Raw genomic sequence first — 18,834 nt, 5'->3', positions numbered from 1 at the left:
CCAACTCTGAAAAAGAAAAATCGTGATTGAATTAGTTGAAGCGGTACTCGTAGACCACACCACCAGAGAAGCGGTCTGCCGTGGGCGCACTGGCTTCACTGCCGGTCAGATTACCGGTGACCCGTCCGGCGAACACCGGCAACCGGTACTGGGCGACCAGGGTTTGATAGCGCTCTGCTGTCGCCGGGCTATTCTGATGCACAAATGCCGAGAAGGTGTGGTCATTATGTAACTGCAGATAGCCACCTAGCGAGACACGTTTGCCATCGACCGCATCGACAATCGCATTCCCCTTATGTTGCCAGAGCGCCTGAACCCCCAGATCGGCATTCGAGGTCGATTCCGGATCCGACTCCTGAGCTTCGGCAACCAGACGCAAGGACTCACGCCCCAGTAACCAGCGCGCATCCAGTCCCATCAGCTGATAATCCACGCCGCTTTGTCGATCATGGCCATATTCACCATATAGGCCACCGGCGCCGTCCAAGGGTAAGGGCGCCGACAAGCGCATATCCAGGGTCCACATACCATTACTACTCTGTTCAGAGGTGGCACTCTGGCCCGGCAACGTATCGGCGCCACCCAGCCATTGCTTATAGCTGCTGCCCAATTGCAGCCAGGATTTGGGCCGCAGCGCCACACGACTGGCCCACAGATAGTCGGCATCGACCTGGTTATCCTGCTTATCTATATCTTGCTTACCTAGCAGCGTCTCGGCCCACAGACTCCCCAACCATCCTGCAGAGGGGTGTTGATAGCTCAGCGACAGACCGGGAACCGACACCGCTTGTTGGCCAAAGCCAAAAGCCTGTTGCCAACCCGGGCCCCACCACCGCGACAGCCAACCCAGGCTCAGGGTAAAGTCACGGGCCCCGAAGGCCAGATAGCTATCTTCGAAATGCCAGTGATCGCTGCTATCCGCCGCTTGGCGATAACCGCTGCTCACCCGCATGGCAAACTGGTTTTCCATGATCTCGTGGCTGGCACGGATGCCGTACTCGGTATGCTCGCTGCCGCCAAAGCCATTCTGGCCCACGTCCGCATCATTTGCCCAAGAGAGGGTGAGATGAGAGCGACCGCGCCCCAAGCGCTCGCTATCCAGTCGGTACTGCACATGCCGGTAGGCGCTCTGTTCGGCTGAGTTCAGGGTTGCCGGATCCAGTTTGGCAAACTGATCCGCCAGCAATGACCAGCGCACCGGGAAGGTATTCAGCGGCAAACGGATGAAACCCCGATCCGCCAGATATTGCAGATCGCTGCGCAGGAATGGATCCTCGGCCTCAATCCAGGGCGAAGCACTGGATGGCAAACTGCAGAGTCCACAACCCACGATCAAGACAGAGACAACAAAACGCGACATAGAAAGGATGCCTGTTTTTAAGTGAAAGCAGAGGTGCTCGGGGCTCGAAACATCNTTTAGATATGGCTACCGCCAGTGGCTTACAGCTACCACATTGCATAAATAAATAAATAAATAAATAAATAAATAAATAAATAAAGTTTTTATACTAACCAGCTGATTAACAACAAAAAAATCAACTAGCACTCTTATCTGGGTGTCAATATTACCACGATTAGATAAAGGAACAAGCTTGGTGTGCAGTCTGTAGCTTCGAGTGGATCTGGTGGCGGCACCGACGCGCTATCACATCCGTTTATAATGACCACTCAAGCGTGACAGCATGACATGACACAGTGGGTTAACAACCGGCTAATTGAGTACATTCATATCATTAACAAACGTCAGTATTTGTAAATTTAGATATGGCTACCGCCAGTGGCTTACAGCTACCACATTGCATAAATAAATAAAGTTTTTATACTAACCAGCTGATTAACAACAAAAAAATCAACTAGCACTCTTATCTGGGTGTCAATATTACCACGATTAGATAAAGGAACAAGCTTGGTGTGCAGCCTGTCGCCTCGAGTGAATCTGGTGGCGGCGCCGACGTGCTATAGCATCTGTTTGTTGCGCGCAAAAAATAGACGAATCTTAAGGTGTTTTCCGAATCAATCAGCCGCCCTGTTCATTTTTCAAACTATTACCGCAATCGGTTTTCTACATAAAAAAACTTGACCCGAACTGCGGCTCACATAGAGTTGTCACTGGTTCGCGAAAGGCGTACCCAAGTTGCGGAATCATACAAAAATAAGGACACCCACGTGAATAAGAGACTCAAAATTACCACCCTTGCAGCCCTGACCCTGTCAGCCATGTATGCCAACGCGGCCAGTGAGCCGGCCGTGGTCTACGACTCCGCTGGCAAATTTGATAAATCCTTCAACGAAGCGGTCTTCCGTAACGGTGTCGAAGTCTACAAAAAAGACAAGGGCATCACGGTTAAGGAATTCGAACCGCAGAATGAAGCGCAGCGTGAACAGGGTCTGCGCCGTCTGGCCAGCCGTGGTTACGGTCCTATCGTGGCTGTCGGCTTTAACTTCGCCTCTTCTGTCGAGAAGGTCGCCGCTGAATTCCCGAAGACCCAGTTCACCATCATCGATATGGTCGTCGACAAGCCAAACGTCCAGTCCATCGTCTTCAAGGAGCATGAAGGCTCCTTCCTGGTCGGCGCTCTGGCGGCCATGGCCTCAAAAACCGGTAAGGTCGGCTTCGTCGGTGGTATGGATATTCCATTGATCCGCAAGTTCGCCTGTGGTTATGAGCAAGGCGCCAAATACGCCAATCCGAAGATGGAAATCTTCCAGAACATGACCGGCTCTACTCCGGCAGCCTTTGCTGACCCGGCCAAGGGCGCTGAGCTCGCCAAGTCCCAATTCGCCAAAGGCGCGGATGTGGTGTACGCCGCAGCCGGTGGCACCGGTATCGGTGTCTATCAGGCCGCCAAAGATGAAGGCAAGTTGGCTATCGGTGTCGACTCCAACCAGAACCACCTGCAACCGGGCACCATGCTGACCTCCATGGTCAAGGGTGTGGGTCTGGCAGCCTATACCACCTGGGACGACGCGGCCAAGGGCACCTGGAAACCAGGCGTCAAGGCACTGGGTCTGGCCGAGGGCGGTGTAGATTGGGCTCTGGATGACAACAACAAGGCGCTGATCACTCCCGAGATGAAAGCCAAGGTTGACGCCATCAAGGCCGATATCATCGCTGGCAAGATCCAGGTTCACGATTACATGGCTGACAATACCTGTAAGTACTAAGTCACCTGGCATTGCTTGAAAACCGGTCCCTCGGGGCCGGTTTTTATTGCCTATTCTCTCGTCATGACTCGCATATTCAGGAATTGAATCGTGGAACAGACTGATCGCTATGCCATCGAATTACGCGGCATCGATAAGCGCTTTGGTGAGGTACACGCCAACAAGCATATCGACCTCCAGGTTCGCAAAGGCAGTATTCACGGTATTGTCGGCGAAAACGGCGCCGGTAAATCCACGCTGATGAGCATCATCTACGGCTTTTATCACGCCGATAGTGGTGACATGCACATCGATGGCACCCCTTTTCGTCCTCACGGCTCCCAGGATGCCATTGCGGCCGGTATCGGCATGGTGCACCAACACTTCATGCTGGTGAACAACTTTACCGTTCTGGAAAACGTCGTCCTTGGCGCCGAAGGTGGCTGGAATTTGAATACCAGCCTGCGCAAGGCCGAGGTGCATCTCAAGCAGTTGGCGACCAGCTATGGGCTGGATGTTCCCCTGCATGAGAAAATCGAAGATTTACCTGTCGGCTTGCAACAAAGGGTCGAAATTCTCAAGGCCCTCTATCGCGGCGCCCGAATTCTGATCCTGGATGAACCGACCGGCGTGTTGACGCCCCAGGAAGCCGACCACTTATTTACCATACTGCGCAAATTGCGGGATCAGGGCACCACCGTGCTCCTGATTACCCATAAGCTGCGGGAAATACTGGCGATTACCGATCAGGTTTCCATCATGCGGCGCGGTGAGATGGTGGCTCATGTCGCCACCCAGGATACCAACAAGGAAGAGTTGGCCGAATTGATGGTGGGCCGCAAAGTGCGCCTGACCGTCGACAAGGGCGATGCGGCTCCCGGTCAGCCACAACTGAGCGTGAAAAATCTCAGTTATGTCGACGCTGCGGGCGTCACTCGCGTCAAGTCGGTGAGCTTCGATGTCCGTCGCGGTGAAGTGGTCGGCATCGCCGGTGTCTCCGGCAATGGACAATCAGAGTTGCTCAGCCTGCTGGGCGGCATCCTCCAGCCGAGCGAAGGGGAATTCTGGATTGGCGCCCATCAGGTTAGCCATGCCCATCCGGTCGATCCGCGCGGTGTGCGGGCTTTCGGCCTGGGCCATGTTCCCGAGGATCGCCACAAGATGGGTCTGATCAACCGTTTCGAGGCCCAGGAGGCGTTCGTCCTCGGTTATCACCACGAAGCCATGTACAACCAGGGCCTGTTGCAAAACAAGGCGGCGATCCTGACCGATTGCCAGGAGAAAATGACCAAGTGGGATGTCCGCCCGCCCCTGCCGACCCTGAAAACCGCCAACTTCTCCGGCGGCAACCAACAAAAGCTGGTGATTGCTCGCGAAGTGGAGCAGGACCCGGATGTGTTGCTGATTGGCCAGCCGACCCGGGGCGTCGATATCGGTGCTATCGAGTTTATCCACCAGCAAGTGATTGCCATGCGCGACAAGGGCAAGGCGGTGTTGCTGGTATCGGTAGAACTTGACGAGATACTGGCGCTCTCTGACCGTATTCTGGTCATTGCCGACGGAGCCATCGTCGGAGAGCTGGATGCCAAAACGGCAGATGAACGCACCATAGGCCTGATGATGGCCAATATTGTTCCGGAACACCTGCAAGCGCAGGCTACCGAGGAGGTTACCCCATGAGCCAGGCACGCGTTCCTGCTTGGATCACCGTCGTCCTATTACCCGCTATCAATATCCTGATGGCGTTTTTGGTCTCGGCAATCCTGTTTTATTACCTGGATATCAACCCGCTGGAAGCCGCCACTATCATGTGGCAGGGTGCTTTCAGCTCCGGCGAAGGTATCGGTTTTACCCTCTACTACGCCACCGGCTTTATCTTTACCGGTCTGGCGGTCGCGGTGGCGTTTCACGCCGGTTTGTTCAATATCGGCGGCGAAGGCCAAGCCTATATTGGCGGACTGGGGGTGGGACTGGTCTGCCTGTTCCTCGGTGATACCCTGCCCTTCGTGGTGTTACTGCCGCTGGCCATTCTGGTCGGTGGCCTATTTGGTGCCGCCTGGGCCTTTATCCCGGCCTGGTTGCAAGCCAAACGCGGCAGCCACATCGTCATCACCACCATCATGTTCAACTTCATCGCCTCCTCGCTGATGGCCTATCTGCTGGTCGATATCTTCAAACCGGCCGGGACCATGGCTCCCGAAAGCCGGGTCTTTGCCGAGATGTCCTGGCTGCCGAAGCTCAGCGATCTGTTAGCGGCGATTGGCATCGAGATGACACCCACACCACTGAACATCAGCTTCTTCTGGGCGCTGATCTGCGCCTTGCTGGTGTGGTTGTTTATCTGGCGCAGCCGCTGGGGCTACGAGTTGCGTGCCGTTGGCGCCAACCAAAGCGCCGCCGCTTACGCCGGGATCCACTACTCCAAGGTGGTGATCCTGGCCATGGTGATCTCCGGTATGCTGGCAGGTTTCTTCGCCTTGAACGTACTGCAAGGCGAGTTGCACCAAATCAAACTCAACTTCGTGGAAGGCTTTGGCTTCACCGGTATCGCGGTGGCCCTGATGGGTCGCAATCATCCCATCGGTGTCATTTTGGCCAGTTTGCTGTTCGGCTTTTTATATCAGGGCGGCGCCGAGCTGAGTTTCGAGTTCGGGGTCGACCGTAACATCGTGGTGGTATTGCAAGGCCTGGTCATCCTCTTCTCCGGCGCACTGGAGCACATGTTCCGTCCACGCCTGGAAGCCGCCTACCTGAAGTTGACCCATAAGGCCGAGGTGTAATCATGTTCGAAACCTTGATTCTGATGCTCGACTCCACCATCCGGGTCGCGCCACCGCTCATCTTCGCCGCCATGGCCGGGATGTTTTGCGAACGCTCCGGGGTGGTCAACATCGCCCTGGAAGGCAAGCTGCTGGCTGCCGCCTTCGCCAGTGGCGCCGCCGCCGCGGTTACCGGCTCCGCCTGGATGGGCCTGCTCGCCGGGGTAATGGTCTCCATGGCGTTTGCCCTGCTACACGGCTTTGCCACTATCACCCACCGCGGTGATCAGGTGGTCAGTGGTATGGCCATCAACATTCTGGCCGTCGGTCTGACCGTCACCCTGGGCCGCTACTGGTTCGATCAGGGTGGGCAAACGCCTGCTCTCTCCGGTGATGCGCGCTTTGCGCCAATCCAGTTCCCCTTCGAGAAGGAGCTGGCGGATGTGCCGGTGATCGGTCAGCTCTATTCCGAGCTGGCCAGTGGCCACTCCATGCTCGAGTACCTGGCGCTGGCGATCGTGCCTCTGGCCTGGTGGGTGTTGTTCCGTACCCGCTTCGGCCTGCGCTTGCGCGCCGTGGGTGAGGCTCCGGCTGCGGTCGATACCGCAGGCATCTCGGTAGTCCGCCTGCGCTATACCGCCCTGCTGATCGGCGGTCTGCTCGCCGGCATTGGTGGCACCTACCTCGCGGTAGCGCAAACGGCCCAGTTCATCCCCAACATGAGTGCTGGCAAAGGCTTTATGGCACTGGCGGCTCTGGTGTTTGGCAAGTGGCGTCCTTGGCCTGCGATGGGCGCTTGCCTGTTGTTTGGCTTTCTGGATGCGGTCGCCATCCGACTGCAGGGGGTCGAAGTGCTGGGATTTGTCATTCCAGTCCAGTTTATCGAAGCGGTTCCCTACATGTTGACTGTGTTCCTGCTGGCCGGATTTATCGGCAAGGCAGTCGCCCCCAAGGCATTGGGGACACCTTATGTCAAAGAGCGAGAATAACCCTGCACCCTGACGTTTCAGGCCCACCCAGGTGTGGGCCTTTTTATTATCCGCAAAACAGTTGTGACCAAACCGGGGCTGACATCTGGAATTAGCCCTATTTTTTGACATCCTCCCCCCACCTTCGCGCTTCGCGCATCAGGAGGGGGATTCCCATTACTGGGTGATAGCTGCTCGCGCAGTACCGGGTTCCTGCTTCATCGGGCGGCCTGATTGCACCACTCCTCCACAGGCTAAAACGGCGTGTCCCGCCGCTAAAATATTGCGAGCGCCGTTCACATCGGCGTTCGCCTCATAGCCACAAACAAGGCATTTAAACTGGCTTTGCGTCTGGCGGTTATCCTTCGCTGTGTGACCACAACAGGCGCATATCTGGCTGGTATAAGCAGGATTGATTGCCAACACATGGCCACCTCGCTATGTCTGCTTGTACTCAAGCTGACGGCGCAGCTCAAACCAGCCCTGATCCAATATCGAACGATTCAGCCCTGATTTTGCCCGGACGTTGCGCCCCGGCTGGCTGGTCGTGCCCGCTGCCGATTTTGACATGCTGGCAACCTTCAAATCCTCAATGACGATCATCGCGTGGTTTTTGCTGATTGTCGTTGTGACCTTATGAAGGTAATCGCGGCGGGTATTGGCGATATGCGAATGCAGGCGCTGGATCTTGGCTTTCTGCTTCTTCCAGTTGCTGCTGAACTTTACCTTTTTGCTCAACTGGCGCTGTAGCCTGGCCAGCTTGACCTGATTGGTTTTGAAGCTGTTGACAGGCTCAAACACCGTGCCATCTGACAGGGTTGCGAGCTTGGCGATACCGGCATCGAGGCCGACCATTGAGCCGGACGGGTGAGCAGGCTCTGGAAGCTCTTGCTCGACCTGAAATGAGATATACCAATGCCCGGCAGATTGGCTGACGGTCGCGTTCTTGATCTTCCCTTCGACTGGTCGGGACTGGCGGAACTTGACCCACGCCAGACCGCTTGGCAGCTTCACCCGCCCTTTTTCAAGGCGGCAATACTTGTCGAAGTTGACGAACCGGATTGAGTCTCGGTTGTCGTTTTTCTTCTTGAAAACGGGAGCCTTGGCGACGAGTTTTTTGTCAAAACAGCGCATCCACGCGCCGTGCAAGTCCTTGAGTTTCTGCTGGAGATTGTCGGTATATGCCTCGGCCAGAAAGGCCATTTCTGGGTCTTTCTTCCAACTGGTGAGCATTCGATTCAGTTCAAAAGCAGAAGGCAGTTTTTCGCCAGCATCCAGAATGCGCTTTGTCTCTGCAAGCCCGAAATTCCAGACATAACGAGCACAACCGCCCAACTGGCGCAGGCGTTGCGCTTGTTGTTCGGTCGGTTCGAGTCGGAATCTGTAGGCTTTCAGAATTTGCATTCAACGCTCAGTGTGTAGCAATATCTCTTCTCGGAATTACACCTAACAGAGTCACCAAATGCAAGTCATGCACATCAATAAATCACGCCACACTGCTTATCTTCTCCATGTTCACTTGGTGTTTGTGACCAAGTATCGAAAAAAAATATTGGGTGGTTTACACATTGCCGCATTCAATCAGTATGCATCTGAGGTTTGCAAAGACTTTGGCGCAGAACTGAAAGAGTGTGACGGAGAGGCTGACCACGTTCATATGCTGATTGAGTACGGGCCGACCGTGCAGTTATCTGTGTTGGTCAACTCATTGAAGGCGGTCACATCAAGGCGACTGCGTAATGAATTTTTGGACTTGAGAGGGGCTTACAGCAAGCCCGTGCTCTGGTCACGCTCCTACTTTGCTGGCTCTTGCGGCGGGGCGCCGTTGGAGGTGATTAAGCAATACATTCAAAACCAGCGGGGCTGACGCCCCGGCGAAATTCCCCTCCCACCTACGTCGGAGGGAGTCCCCTTTCGTCAAAAAAGATGGCATAGTGTTCGGCCACCAGGATTTGTGAAGGATACGCAACGAGATGGAACGCAAGATTCTTCTCACCGACTGCCCCGATGCCAAGGGGCTGATCGCCAAGATCACTAATATTTGCTACAAGCATCAGCTCAATATCATCAAGAACGATGAATTTGTTGATCATGAACAGGGCCGTTTCTTCATGCGCACCGAGCTCGAAGGCCGGTTCAATGACGAAACTCTCCTCGAAGATCTGGATGACGCGCTGCCGGAAGGTAGTGATCGTCGTCTGGTTCCCGCTGGCCGCAAGCGGCTGGTGATTCTGGTTACCAAGGAAGCACACTGCATCGGTGACATTCTGATGAAGAGCTACTCCGGCGCGCTGGATGTGGATATCGCCGCCGTGGTCGGCAACTACGACACCTTGGGCGATCTGACCGAGAAATTCGGCATTCCGTTCCATACCGTCAGCCATGAAGGCCTTTCCCGGGAAGAGCACGAGCAGCAAGTTCGCGCCATCGTCGATCAGTACCAGCCCGATTATGTGGTGCTGGCCAAGTATATGCGTGTGCTGACCGCCAGCTTTGTTGCGGCTTATCGTCGCAAGATCATCAACATCCACCACTCGTTCCTGCCAGCGTTTATCGGCGCACGCCCCTATCAGCAGGCCTTTGATCGTGGTGTAAAGATCATCGGGGCCACCGCCCACTTCGTCACTGACGATCTGGATGAAGGTCCGATCATCGAGCAGGATGTCATTCATGTCAGCCATGCCTTCAGCGCCGAAGACATGGCCAAGGCCGGGCGAGATGTCGAGCGCTCTGTGCTGTCGCGGGCGCTGTCCCATGTGCTGGATGAAAAAGTCTTTGTCTACGGCAATAAAACCGTAGTGTTCAAGTAATGCATAGGGCTCCTTCGGGAGCCCTTCTTCTTGCTGCCATCGGTAAATAGCCCGTCCTGCAGCCGGGTTTTTGCTGTGCTCTGATGGAACCGTCGATTAGACTCATAACAGTGCGGCTTGCTGCTATCACATGAGGTGAGATTATGAACGAACGCAACATCATCAGTGCCGTTCTCCTGGGTGCCCTACTCTGCGTCGGTATGGCGACCATGGGCTTGTTGCTCTCGGAGGGCCTGATCAAGTTCCGGGATATGGAGCGCAGTGTCTCGGTGAAGGGATTATCGGAGCGCGACGTCAGTGCTGATGTTGCCATCTGGCCCATCCGCTTTACCGAAGTCAGTAACGATCTCAGTGAACTGTACGGCTCCCTCGATAGTAAAAACGAAAAAGTGACCGCCTTCTTGCGGCAACAAGGGTTCAAACCGGATGAAATTTCAGTCTCTGTGCCCGGCATCCAGGATCGCCAAGCCCAGGGATTCTCAGAGGAGCAGGTGCGCAATGGTCGCTACGCCGGGGTCTCGACTCTCACGGTGTACAGCACCGATATCGAGATGGTGCGCAAGGCCATGAGCAGTCTGATGCTGCTGGGGCAAAATGGCATCGCCCTCAACGGCCAGGATTATGATGCCAAGACCCAGTTCCTGTTCACCGGTCTCAATGCCCTCAAACCGCAAATGATTGAAGAAGCCACCCGCAATGCCCGGGAAGTAGCGGAGAAGTTTGCCCGAGATTCCGGCAGCAAGCTCGGCAAGATCAAACGCGCCAATCAGGGGCAATTCAGTATCGAAGATCGCGACAGCAATACCCCCTACATCAAGAAGGTGCGGATCGTCGCCACCGTGGAGTATTACCTGACCGATTAACGGTGCAGTGGCCAGCTTAAACGACGAAGGGCGAACTCTGCAGTTCGCCCTTAGCATTTATGTCGCGCCATTCAGCAGAACTAGGAATATTACAAGGGCAGCGCCACGCCGTTGGCCGTGGCTTTTCCGCCGGTCAACTTCAGCTGGCTACTGAGTTTGCCGTCGTTACCCTGTTTGACATAACCCTGGCTGAGCATGGGTTTGAGCATCGCCTCACCGTTGGGGAGTTGGGCCACCAACTCCGGCATGGCCACCAGATCCAGCTGTGCCTGCAGGCGTTCCAGCAACTGCGGCAAACCGAGCACAGGACGCTGATCGGCGCTCAAGGCGACATTTCCCTGAGCGTGGAAATTGGCCTTGTTGTAATCCAGAGTCAGGGTATCGAGTGTCACCGCCAATCCCTTGCTGGCAATTTGCTGCATCGCCGCCAACGTCTGCATTTGTCCCAGCGTAGAGGCTTGCTGGCTTTGCAACAGCGCCAGGTAGCCCTGTTTATCGATATTCTGCAGATCCAGCCCCAGCGCCATCTTGTCGATGGTGAAGTTCTGCTGCTGTCCCTTCATCTCGACCAGTTCCACCTTGCTGTTGAACTGGATATTCAAGCGCCGATCGGCCTCACTGCCCTGCTCTGCAATGGCCCCTTGCCCATCCCATTGCTGCAGGGTGAAATTCTGCTCCGGTGACACATACCGCACCCCGGCGAGTTGAATGTGATAAGCGGGAGATAGCCAGATACCGGCATTGTTTTCAAAGCGAATCTCGCTGCGTACTGGCGCCAGGTGCAGCAGTTGGGTCGCCTCGTTGCCCGCACTCATGCCATCCCATTCCAGCTGGATATCCACCTGCTGATCCAGCGTGCCGCTGGCCTGCAATTTCAGCAGCGCAAACTCGACACGCCCCTCGTCCGTTACCACCTTCCAGGGATCCAGGCGCACATCGCCTTGCAGATGTTGGTTGATGGCATTGAACTGCCAGTTCACCTGATGAGGCAGACTTTGCAGCTTGGCTTTCTTCAGCCAGCTGGCCAGTGAGCCGCGGGAGCTATCAACCTGGGCCTGTCCCTGAATCGTCAAGGCCCCAACCCCCTGCTGCACCTGGATAAACAGCTCCAGCGGCTGTGGCTCACCCTGCAGATCGGCCAGGAACGGCGCGTAGTGTTGTACACGCTCCGCGGAGAGTGTCACATGCAAGACACCATCCCGATGCCAGAGTCCCGCATCACCGGGCTGCCATTCAACCTGGGTACCTGGCTGCTGGTTCCACAGTTGCATGCGCTGTTGCAACTGCTGGTCATAGATATTTCCTGTCAACCAGCAGGCGCCCAAATAGCCCGCGCCCAGTACGAAAACGCCTACTACCGCGGCAATCCCTGTCTTGTTCATCCGGTGATCCCTGTGCTTTATGTTGTCAGCGCCGAGGCATGCGTATTGGCATAAACTCCGGCTGTCGATTATTTCCGCAATACTGTTACTGCCGAGCTGAAATTTGTCTAGCTTTCATACTGTTAAATGCAACGGCCAGCACAGTGTCACAGCAAGGGACTAAACAGATAGAGCAGGTTTTCCAACAACCGCTTGCGCCAGGGCCGTTTGCTCCAATGGCTCAGATAGAGTCGGGAGGCTTGCGCCATATAGTGCTGCTGCAGAGCCAGCAGCTCGGCAGCAAATTGCGGATCATCCAGTAACAAGGTGGTTTCAAAATTGAGCCAGAAGCTGCGCCGATCCAGATTGACCGATCCCACCAGCGCCAACTGCTCATCAACCATCACACTCTTGGTATGTAACAACCCTCGCCGAAAGCGATAGATTTCGACCCCGGAGCTGAGCAGTTCGGTCAAAAACGCATCGCTGGCATGACGCACCATAAAGGAATCCCCTCGGGCCGGCAGTATGAGCTGCACCTGCACCCCCCGATCCGCCGCCGAGCGCAGCGCCGCCACTAAAGGATCATCGGGTACAAAATAGGGGGTGGTCAGCACCACCCGTCGCCTAGCCTGATAGATAGCCAGCAACAGGATCTGCTGGATACAATCGCCCCCGGTAAAGGGGCCGGAAGGGATCAACTGCAGATGCTGATCCCGCTCGTCATCAAACGCCGGGTTATGCTGCTGCGAGTCCAACAACCGCTCACCCGTCTCCATCTCCCAATCACGCACAAACAGCGACCAGATCAGCGGGACAATTGGCCCCTGCAGCCGCAACATGACATCGATCCATTGGCCGACCCCGGCACTACGTTTGAAAAAACGCGGATCGACCAAGTTCATCGAGCCGGTGTAGGCCACCCGATCGTCGATCACCACCAGCTTGCGGTGCATGCGCAGATCCTGGCGTTGCAACGGCATACGCCAGGCGCCGGCGGGCAACACCTCCACCAGCTTAACCCCGGCCGCTTGCAGGCGCTCAGGCCAAGGCCCCTTGAAAAATCCAGCGCTACCCACCGAATCCAGCAACAGACGACAATCCACGCCGCGAGCAGCCGCATCGATCAGCGCCTCGGCCACCTGATCCGCCCAGCCTCCTGCTTGCCAGATGTAGAACTCCAGATAGCAGGAAGCCGAAGCCTCACGGATATCCTGTGCCAGCGCAAACAGGATGGCATAGGGCTCGGTCAACAATTCAACCCGGTTGCCACTGAGCATGGGGGAGCCCAAGCGGCTATCCACCAACTCCGACAAGGGTCTGGCGCCTTCGGTCGCCATGGCCGGTTGGCGTGGGAAATGGGAAACCAGCTCGCTGATCCAGCGCGCATAGGGTTCATACATGGCACGGGCTCGCTCCACGCGCTTACGGCCCAGGCGGATTTCGCCAAATAGCAGATAGAGTGAAATTCCCAGGATCGGAATGGTAAAGATCAGGGTCAACCAGGCCAGGGAGACACCGATGGCACGTCGAGTCATCACCACCCGCAGCACTATGATCACCACCAGCAGCGTGTAGCTGATAAAGGCCAACATACCGAGCAGGTCATACAGCATATCCAGTAGATCGGTTCGCGGTCGCATGATCAATCTCCGATGAGGGTTCCGTTCGCTGCAGGCTGTTGTCCAGACCCAGGAGTGATATTATGCCGCCAGCCCCGAATCCGAAGCAGGTCCACTCCCATGATGATAACTCTCGTACTGGCGCTCGCCCTGACGGCGGACGCACAAGGCAATGTCGATATTAGCGAACAGCAGCTGACCCAGTATGTGAATGGCAAGGTGAAATATGAACAGGACTATGCGTTACCGGGCCTGTTTGATGCTCATGTCAAACTGACACGGATGCAAGTGGAATTAGCCCGTTCGGCACCGAAACAGGCCGATGTACAAGGCTTTGGCCAGTTCACCCTGACCTTACCCGATAAACCAGCAATGGATGGCACCATCACCGCCAACTTTACCGCACTCCCGCGTTATGCCCCGGCTGAAGGGGCCGTCTACTTTGATCAGTTCACCTTGAAAAACTATGTGCTGGAGCCCGCAGCATTGAATCAGCAATTTGGTCCCATGATGGGCTACCTGCTCAAGGGCATAGAACAACGGCTGGCCAAGCAACCGGCCTATCGTCTCGATGCTAAAAATGCCGATCAGGCCTGGCTCAAGAGCCATGTGACCAGCGTCGAATTACAACCGGGTGTGCTGCGCCTCAAGACCCGCTCCTGAGCGCCCGCATGAGCGAATATAGTCAACCCAGAGGTTAGTTGATACTAACCCCAGACAGCCGGGAGGGACCCTGTGACTCTATGTAACGCTAACGGACGGTTATGGCACCTTCTGCTGCTGCCGCTAACCCTGCTGCTGATCAGCGGTTGTCAGACGCCAGCCAGCCGGGATCCAGCACCCAGCTCGCGGCTCGACGAACCCAGCGAAGTGCGTTCAGCGCTGATTGAACAGTATCAGGAATGGCGAGGCGTTCCTTATCGCCATGGCGGTCAGACGCGCCGGGGGGTGGATTGCTCCGGCTTCGTACAACTGACCTTTCGCGAGTGCTTCGGGCTGGAATTACCGCGCGATACTCAACAACAAGCCCAGATCGGCGCACAGATCTCGGGACAGCGTCTGCAACCCGGGGATCTACTGTTTTTCAACACCGGTCGTTGGAGCAAGCATGTCGGTATCTTCATCCGCGATGGCCAGTTTCTCCATGCCTCGACCAGCAAAGGGGTCATTATCTCGGATCTGAATAACCCTTACTGGCGTAAAACCTACTGGCAATCCCGCCGCCTGACCGATTAATCGGGTGCAGCAACAGGGCGTGTCCCAGTCACAATTCCGCGACTCAATCGCAAAACCACACTCGGTTTCCAGAGCTTCAAATCCAAAAAATGTTGCTAATGGCTGATAAAAAAATACCCCCTCGACTGAGGGGGTATGACATAAACAGGGTAGTTGTAACTCGGATTTAACCCAGCCAGACCCGGGCATTGCGGAACATCCGCAACCAAGGGCTGCTTTCGCCCCACTCATCCGGATGCCAGGAATTGGCCACGGTGCGCATCACCCGCTCAGGGTGCGGCATCATGATGGTCACCCGACCATCGCGAGTGGTCAGGCCCGTGATACCGGACGGCGAGCCGTTCGGGTTGAAAGGATAGCGCTCGGTTTGCACCCCATAGTTGTCCACGAAGCGTACCGCAACGGTGCCGCTGCCCTGGATGGCGCCCAGGTGATGCAGATCCCGCACTTCAACCCGGCCTTCGCCGTGAGAAACCGCGATCGGCATACGCGAGCCTGCCATACCGGTGAAGAACAACGAAGGGGACGGCTGGATCTCAACCTGGCTGAAACGTGCCTCGAAACGCTCGGACTCGTTGCGCACGAAACGCGGCCACAGATCGGCACCCGGGATCAGATCCTTGAGATTCGACATCATCTGGCAACCGTTGCACACACCCAGCGCAAAGGTGTCATTGCGATGGAAGAAGCGCTCGAACTCGTCCCGAGCCCGGCTGTTGAACAGTGCCGACTTGGCCCAGCCTTCACCGGCCCCCAGTACGTCGCCGTAGGAGAAACCACCGCAGGCAGCCAGCCCCTGGAAGTCACTCAGCACGATGCGGCCGCTGAGAATATCGCTCATGTGCACATCGACGCTGGTGAAACCGGCACGATCAAACGCCGCCGCCATCTCGTTCTGCGAGTTGACACCCTGCTCACGCAGGATCGCGACCTTGGGGTGTATGCCCTTGGCAATATAGGGCGCGGCAATATCCTGATTCAGATCGAAGCTCAAGGCAGCATGCAGACCCGGATCCGCAGCATCGAACTTGGCCTGGAACTCGGAATCGGCACAGGTCGGGTTATCGCGCAGACCTTGCATCTTGTGGGTAGTTTCCGCCCACAGGGTGCGGAAATGGACCCGGGAACCATGGATGACATCCTGCCCATTGCGGGTAAAGCGCAGGCTGTCCTCATCATTGAGGCGACCAATCACGTAGGAACAGTTCACTAAACCATGACCGGCCAGCAGATTCAGCACCGCTTCCTTGTCCTCACGGCGGACCTGCAATACGGCACCCAGCTCTTCAGAGAAGAGTACGGCCAGATCATCGCTACCCAACTGATCCAGTGCGACCGTCACCCCGGTCTTGCCGGCGAAGGCCATCTCGGCCAGGGTCACAAACAGACCACCATCGGAGCGGTCGTGATATGCCAGCAGCTTGCGATCGGCGACCAGAGCCTGGATGGCATTGAAGAAGCCCTTGATGAGCGCCGGATTGTCGACATCCGGAGTGGTTTGCCCCAGCTGCTTGTATACCTGAGCCAGGCAGGAGCCGCCGAGACGATTCTGGCCGTTACCGAGATCGATCAGGATCAGGTCGGTGTCACCCAGATCGGTGCGCAATTGTGGTGTGACGGTATTGCGGACATCTTCAACCCGGGCAAAGGCGCTGATGATGAGCGACAGCGGGGCAATCACCTCGCGATTCTCGCCATCTTGCTCCCAGCGGGTCTTCATGGACATGGAGTCCTTGCCCACCGGCACCGTCAGCTCCAGCGCCGGACAAATTTCTTCCCCGACCGCTTTGACCGCTTCATACAGACCGGCATCTTCCCCCGGATGACCGGCAGCGGCCATCCAGTTGGCGGAGAGTTTCACCCGCTTGAGATCGCCAATCTGGGTCGGCGCCAGGTTGGTGATGGCCTCGGCTACCGCCAGACGAGCAGAAGCACCGTAGTTCAGCAAGGCGACCGGGGTGCGCTCACCCATGGACATGGCTTCACCGGCATAGGTGTCATAACTAGCAGCAGTTACGGCGCAGTCAGCAACCGGCACCTGCCAGGGACCAACCATCTGATCCCGGGTCACCAGGCCCGTGACCGTACGGTCACCGATGGTGATGAGGAAGGTCTTCTCGGCCACGGTCGGCAGACGCAGGATCCGCTCGGCGGCATCCTTCGGCGTCACCGAATCCAGCACCAGCGGTTCACCGGAAGCCTTGAGGCTGGTGACATCGCGATGCATCTTCGGCGCCTTACCCAGCAAGACCTCCAGCGGCAGATCGATGGGCTGATTGCCGAAGTGGCTATCGGCCAACACCAGCTGTTGCTCGGCCGTGGCCTCGCCGATGACCGCATACTGGGCGCGTTCACGGCGGCACAACTCTTCGAATTTGGCCAACTGCTCCGGTGCCACCGCTAGGACATAACGTTCCTGGGACTCGTTACACCAGATTTCCAGCGGGCTCATGCCCGGCTCATCATTCGGGACCTTGCGCAGCTCGAAACGGCCACCACGGCCACCGTCATTGACCAACTCCGGCATGGCGTTGGACAAGCCACCGGCGCCGACGTCGTGAATGAACAGGATCGGGTTGTCCTCCCCCATCTGCCAGCAGCGATCGATCACTTCCTGACAACGGCGCTCCATCTCCGGGTTTTCCCGCTGTACCGAGGCAAAATCCAGATCCTCAGCAGATTGACCCGAGGTCATGGAGGATGCGGCACCGCCGCCCAGACCGATATTCATCGCCGGACCACCCAGCACAATCAGCTTGGCTCCGACGGTGATCTCGCCCTTCTGCACATGCTCGGTGCGGATATTTCCCAGACCACCGGCCAGCATGATCGGCTTGTGATAACCCCGGATCTCGCTGCCGTTATGGCTGCTGACTTTCTCTTCGTAAGTCCGGAAATACCCCAGAATGTTGGGGCGACCAAATTCGTTGTTAAACGCCGCGGCACCCAATGGGCCTTCGAGCATGATATCCATGGCACTGACAATCCGGCTAGGCTTGCCGAAGTCGGTTTCCCACGGTTGGACATAGCCAGGAATACGCAGGTTAGAGACCGAGAAACCACACATCCCCGCTTTCGGCTTGGAGCCTCGGCCGGTCGCACCCTCATCACGGATCTCGCCACCGGAGCCGGTCGCGGCGCCCGGGAATGGGGAAATAGCCGTCGGGTGATTGTGAGTCTCGACCTTCATCAGAATGTCGATGGACTCCTGATGATATTCATATTCGCCCGTCTCGGGGCTCGGGAAGAAACGCCCAGCCTCGGAGCCGACCATGACGGCGGCATTATCCTTATAAGCCGAGAGCACATAATCGCTATGCAGCTCATGGGTATTCTTGATCATCTTGAACAGCGACTTGGGCTGTTGGATGCCGTCGATGGTCCAGTCAGCATTGAAGATCTTGTGACGACAATGCTCGGAGTTGGCCTGGGCGAACATATAGAGTTCGATGTCGTTCGGATTGCGACCCAGCTTGATAAAGCTAGCAACCAAATAATCGATTTCATCTTCCGCCAGCGCCAGACCGAGGCGAATATTCGCCTCTTCCAACGCCGCGCGACCACCACTCAGCACATCGATCACGGTATGAGGGGTCGGCTCATGGTGGGAGAACAGGGTTTCGGCGGCGTCCAGATCGGCAAACACCACTTCCATCATCCGATCATGCAACAGGCTGGCAACCTGCTGGCGCTGGGCTGCATCCAGCTCCGGGGCGTCCAGATAGTAGGCAATACCGCGCTCCAGACGGGAAATCTGGGTCAGACCACAGTTATGGGCGATATCGGTAGCTTTGGAGGACCAGGGAGAGATGGTGCCGGGGCGAGGCGTAACAAGAAACAGGAGACCGGTCGGGGCGTGTTCGGCGATGGTTGGGCCATACGTCAGCAACTTGCCCAATGTCGCTCGAGCCTCGGCACTCAGCGGTGCCGACAGATCGGCAAAGTGCACGAATTCGGCATACACATCCCGGATGGGGAGCCCCATCTCTTCAAAGCTTCGTAACAGTTTGCTGACACGAAAGCCGGATAAAGCGGGCGCACCTCGTAAGATTTCCATTTTGCCTATTCTCA

General features: G+C 56.5%; 15 protein-coding genes. 9 read left to right on the top strand and 6 right to left on the bottom strand.

Translation table 11 applies throughout. The annotated features are described in order from the left end of the window. Positions 1 to 31 precede the first annotated feature (31 nt). Positions 32 to 1,360: a capsule assembly Wzi family protein gene (locus ACYVG7_RS03420; protein ID WP_460881847.1), complete on the bottom strand. Its 1,329-nt coding sequence runs from the start codon at positions 1,358 to 1,360 to the stop codon at positions 32 to 34. 806 nt (positions 1,361 to 2,166) lie between these two features. Between ACYVG7_RS03420 and ACYVG7_RS03415 the strand changes: the two genes are divergently transcribed. The 4 genes from ACYVG7_RS03415 to ACYVG7_RS03400 all read left to right on the top strand — a co-directional run bounded on the left by ACYVG7_RS03415 (position 2,167) and on the right by ACYVG7_RS03400 (position 6,892). Then, complete coding sequence (locus ACYVG7_RS03415; protein ID WP_460881846.1) at positions 2,167 to 3,165, top strand: BMP family lipoprotein; 999 nt, start codon at positions 2,167 to 2,169, stop codon at positions 3,163 to 3,165. Positions 3,166 to 3,255: 90 nt separating this feature from the next. Then, a complete protein-coding gene (locus tag ACYVG7_RS03410; protein WP_460881845.1) occupies positions 3,256 to 4,824 on the top strand; it encodes an ABC transporter ATP-binding protein in 1,569 nt (522 codons plus the stop codon). Further along, positions 4,821 to 5,924 carry an ABC transporter permease gene (locus tag ACYVG7_RS03405; protein WP_460881844.1) on the top strand — a complete coding sequence of 368 codons (1,104 nt, stop codon included), beginning with the start codon at positions 4,821 to 4,823 and terminating at the stop codon, positions 5,922 to 5,924. Before ACYVG7_RS03410 ends, ACYVG7_RS03405 begins: the two co-directional genes overlap by 4 nt. A gap of 2 nt (positions 5,925 to 5,926) precedes the next feature. Continuing rightward, positions 5,927 to 6,892 carry an ABC transporter permease gene (locus ACYVG7_RS03400; RefSeq protein WP_460881843.1) on the top strand — a complete coding sequence of 322 codons (966 nt, stop codon included), beginning with the start codon at positions 5,927 to 5,929 and terminating at the stop codon, positions 6,890 to 6,892. 156 nt (positions 6,893 to 7,048) lie between these two features. Here the strand turns inward: ACYVG7_RS03400 and ACYVG7_RS03395 are convergent, their stop codons facing one another. Together ACYVG7_RS03395 and ACYVG7_RS03390 are read right to left on the bottom strand one after the other, a co-directional pair. After that, a complete protein-coding gene (locus tag ACYVG7_RS03395; RefSeq protein WP_460881842.1) occupies positions 7,049 to 7,297 on the bottom strand; it encodes a zinc ribbon domain-containing protein in 249 nt (82 codons plus the stop codon). A 12-nt stretch (positions 7,298 to 7,309) separates the two neighbouring features. Continuing rightward, positions 7,310 to 8,275, bottom strand: coding sequence for an RNA-guided endonuclease InsQ/TnpB family protein (locus tag ACYVG7_RS03390; protein WP_460881841.1), 966 nt, complete (start codon positions 8,273 to 8,275; stop codon positions 7,310 to 7,312). Between the two features lie 58 nt (positions 8,276 to 8,333). Here ACYVG7_RS03390 and tnpA point away from each other — a divergent pair, with 58 nt between their 5' ends. The 3 genes from tnpA (at position 8,334) to ACYVG7_RS03375 (ending at position 10,544) form a co-directional block, all read left to right on the top strand. Next, positions 8,334 to 8,738 (top strand): IS200/IS605 family transposase, encoded by a 405-nt coding sequence (gene tnpA, locus ACYVG7_RS03385; protein ID WP_460881840.1) that lies wholly within the window; start codon positions 8,334 to 8,336, stop codon positions 8,736 to 8,738. 106 nt (positions 8,739 to 8,844) lie between these two features. After that, positions 8,845 to 9,681, top strand: a complete 837-nt coding sequence (purU, locus tag ACYVG7_RS03380) for a formyltetrahydrofolate deformylase (protein ID WP_460881839.1) — start codon at positions 8,845 to 8,847, stop codon at positions 9,679 to 9,681. A gap of 143 nt (positions 9,682 to 9,824) precedes the next feature. Further along, positions 9,825 to 10,544, top strand: a complete 720-nt coding sequence (locus ACYVG7_RS03375; protein ID WP_460881838.1) for an SIMPL domain-containing protein — start codon at positions 9,825 to 9,827, stop codon at positions 10,542 to 10,544. Between the two features lie 89 nt (positions 10,545 to 10,633). Here ACYVG7_RS03375 and ACYVG7_RS03370 read toward each other — a convergent pair whose 3' ends face one another. Together ACYVG7_RS03370 and cls are read right to left on the bottom strand one after the other, a co-directional pair. Then, positions 10,634 to 11,926, bottom strand: coding sequence for a DUF945 family protein (locus tag ACYVG7_RS03370; protein ID WP_460881837.1), 1,293 nt, complete (start codon positions 11,924 to 11,926; stop codon positions 10,634 to 10,636). A gap of 146 nt (positions 11,927 to 12,072) precedes the next feature. After that, positions 12,073 to 13,548, bottom strand: a complete 1,476-nt coding sequence (cls, locus tag ACYVG7_RS03365; RefSeq protein ID WP_460881836.1) for a cardiolipin synthase — start codon at positions 13,546 to 13,548, stop codon at positions 12,073 to 12,075. A gap of 99 nt (positions 13,549 to 13,647) precedes the next feature. Between cls and ACYVG7_RS03360 the strand changes: the two genes are divergently transcribed. Together ACYVG7_RS03360 and ACYVG7_RS03355 are read left to right on the top strand one after the other, a co-directional pair. Further along, positions 13,648 to 14,190 carry a DUF1439 domain-containing protein gene (locus tag ACYVG7_RS03360; RefSeq protein ID WP_460881835.1) on the top strand — a complete coding sequence of 181 codons (543 nt, stop codon included), beginning with the start codon at positions 13,648 to 13,650 and terminating at the stop codon, positions 14,188 to 14,190. Positions 14,191 to 14,262: 72 nt separating this feature from the next. Further along, positions 14,263 to 14,763, top strand: coding sequence for an NlpC/P60 family protein (locus ACYVG7_RS03355; RefSeq protein ID WP_460881834.1), 501 nt, complete (start codon positions 14,263 to 14,265; stop codon positions 14,761 to 14,763). A gap of 166 nt (positions 14,764 to 14,929) precedes the next feature. On the opposite strand, the gene purL is transcribed toward ACYVG7_RS03355, so the two are convergent. Further along, entirely contained in the window at positions 14,930 to 18,820 is a 3,891-nt protein-coding gene (purL, locus tag ACYVG7_RS03350) for a phosphoribosylformylglycinamidine synthase (protein WP_460881833.1), read from the bottom strand. Positions 18,821 to 18,834 lie beyond the last annotated feature (14 nt).

It is taken from the genome of Pseudaeromonas pectinilytica, assembly GCF_054780855.1.
This window is presented reverse-complemented; position numbering and strand designations above follow the sequence as displayed.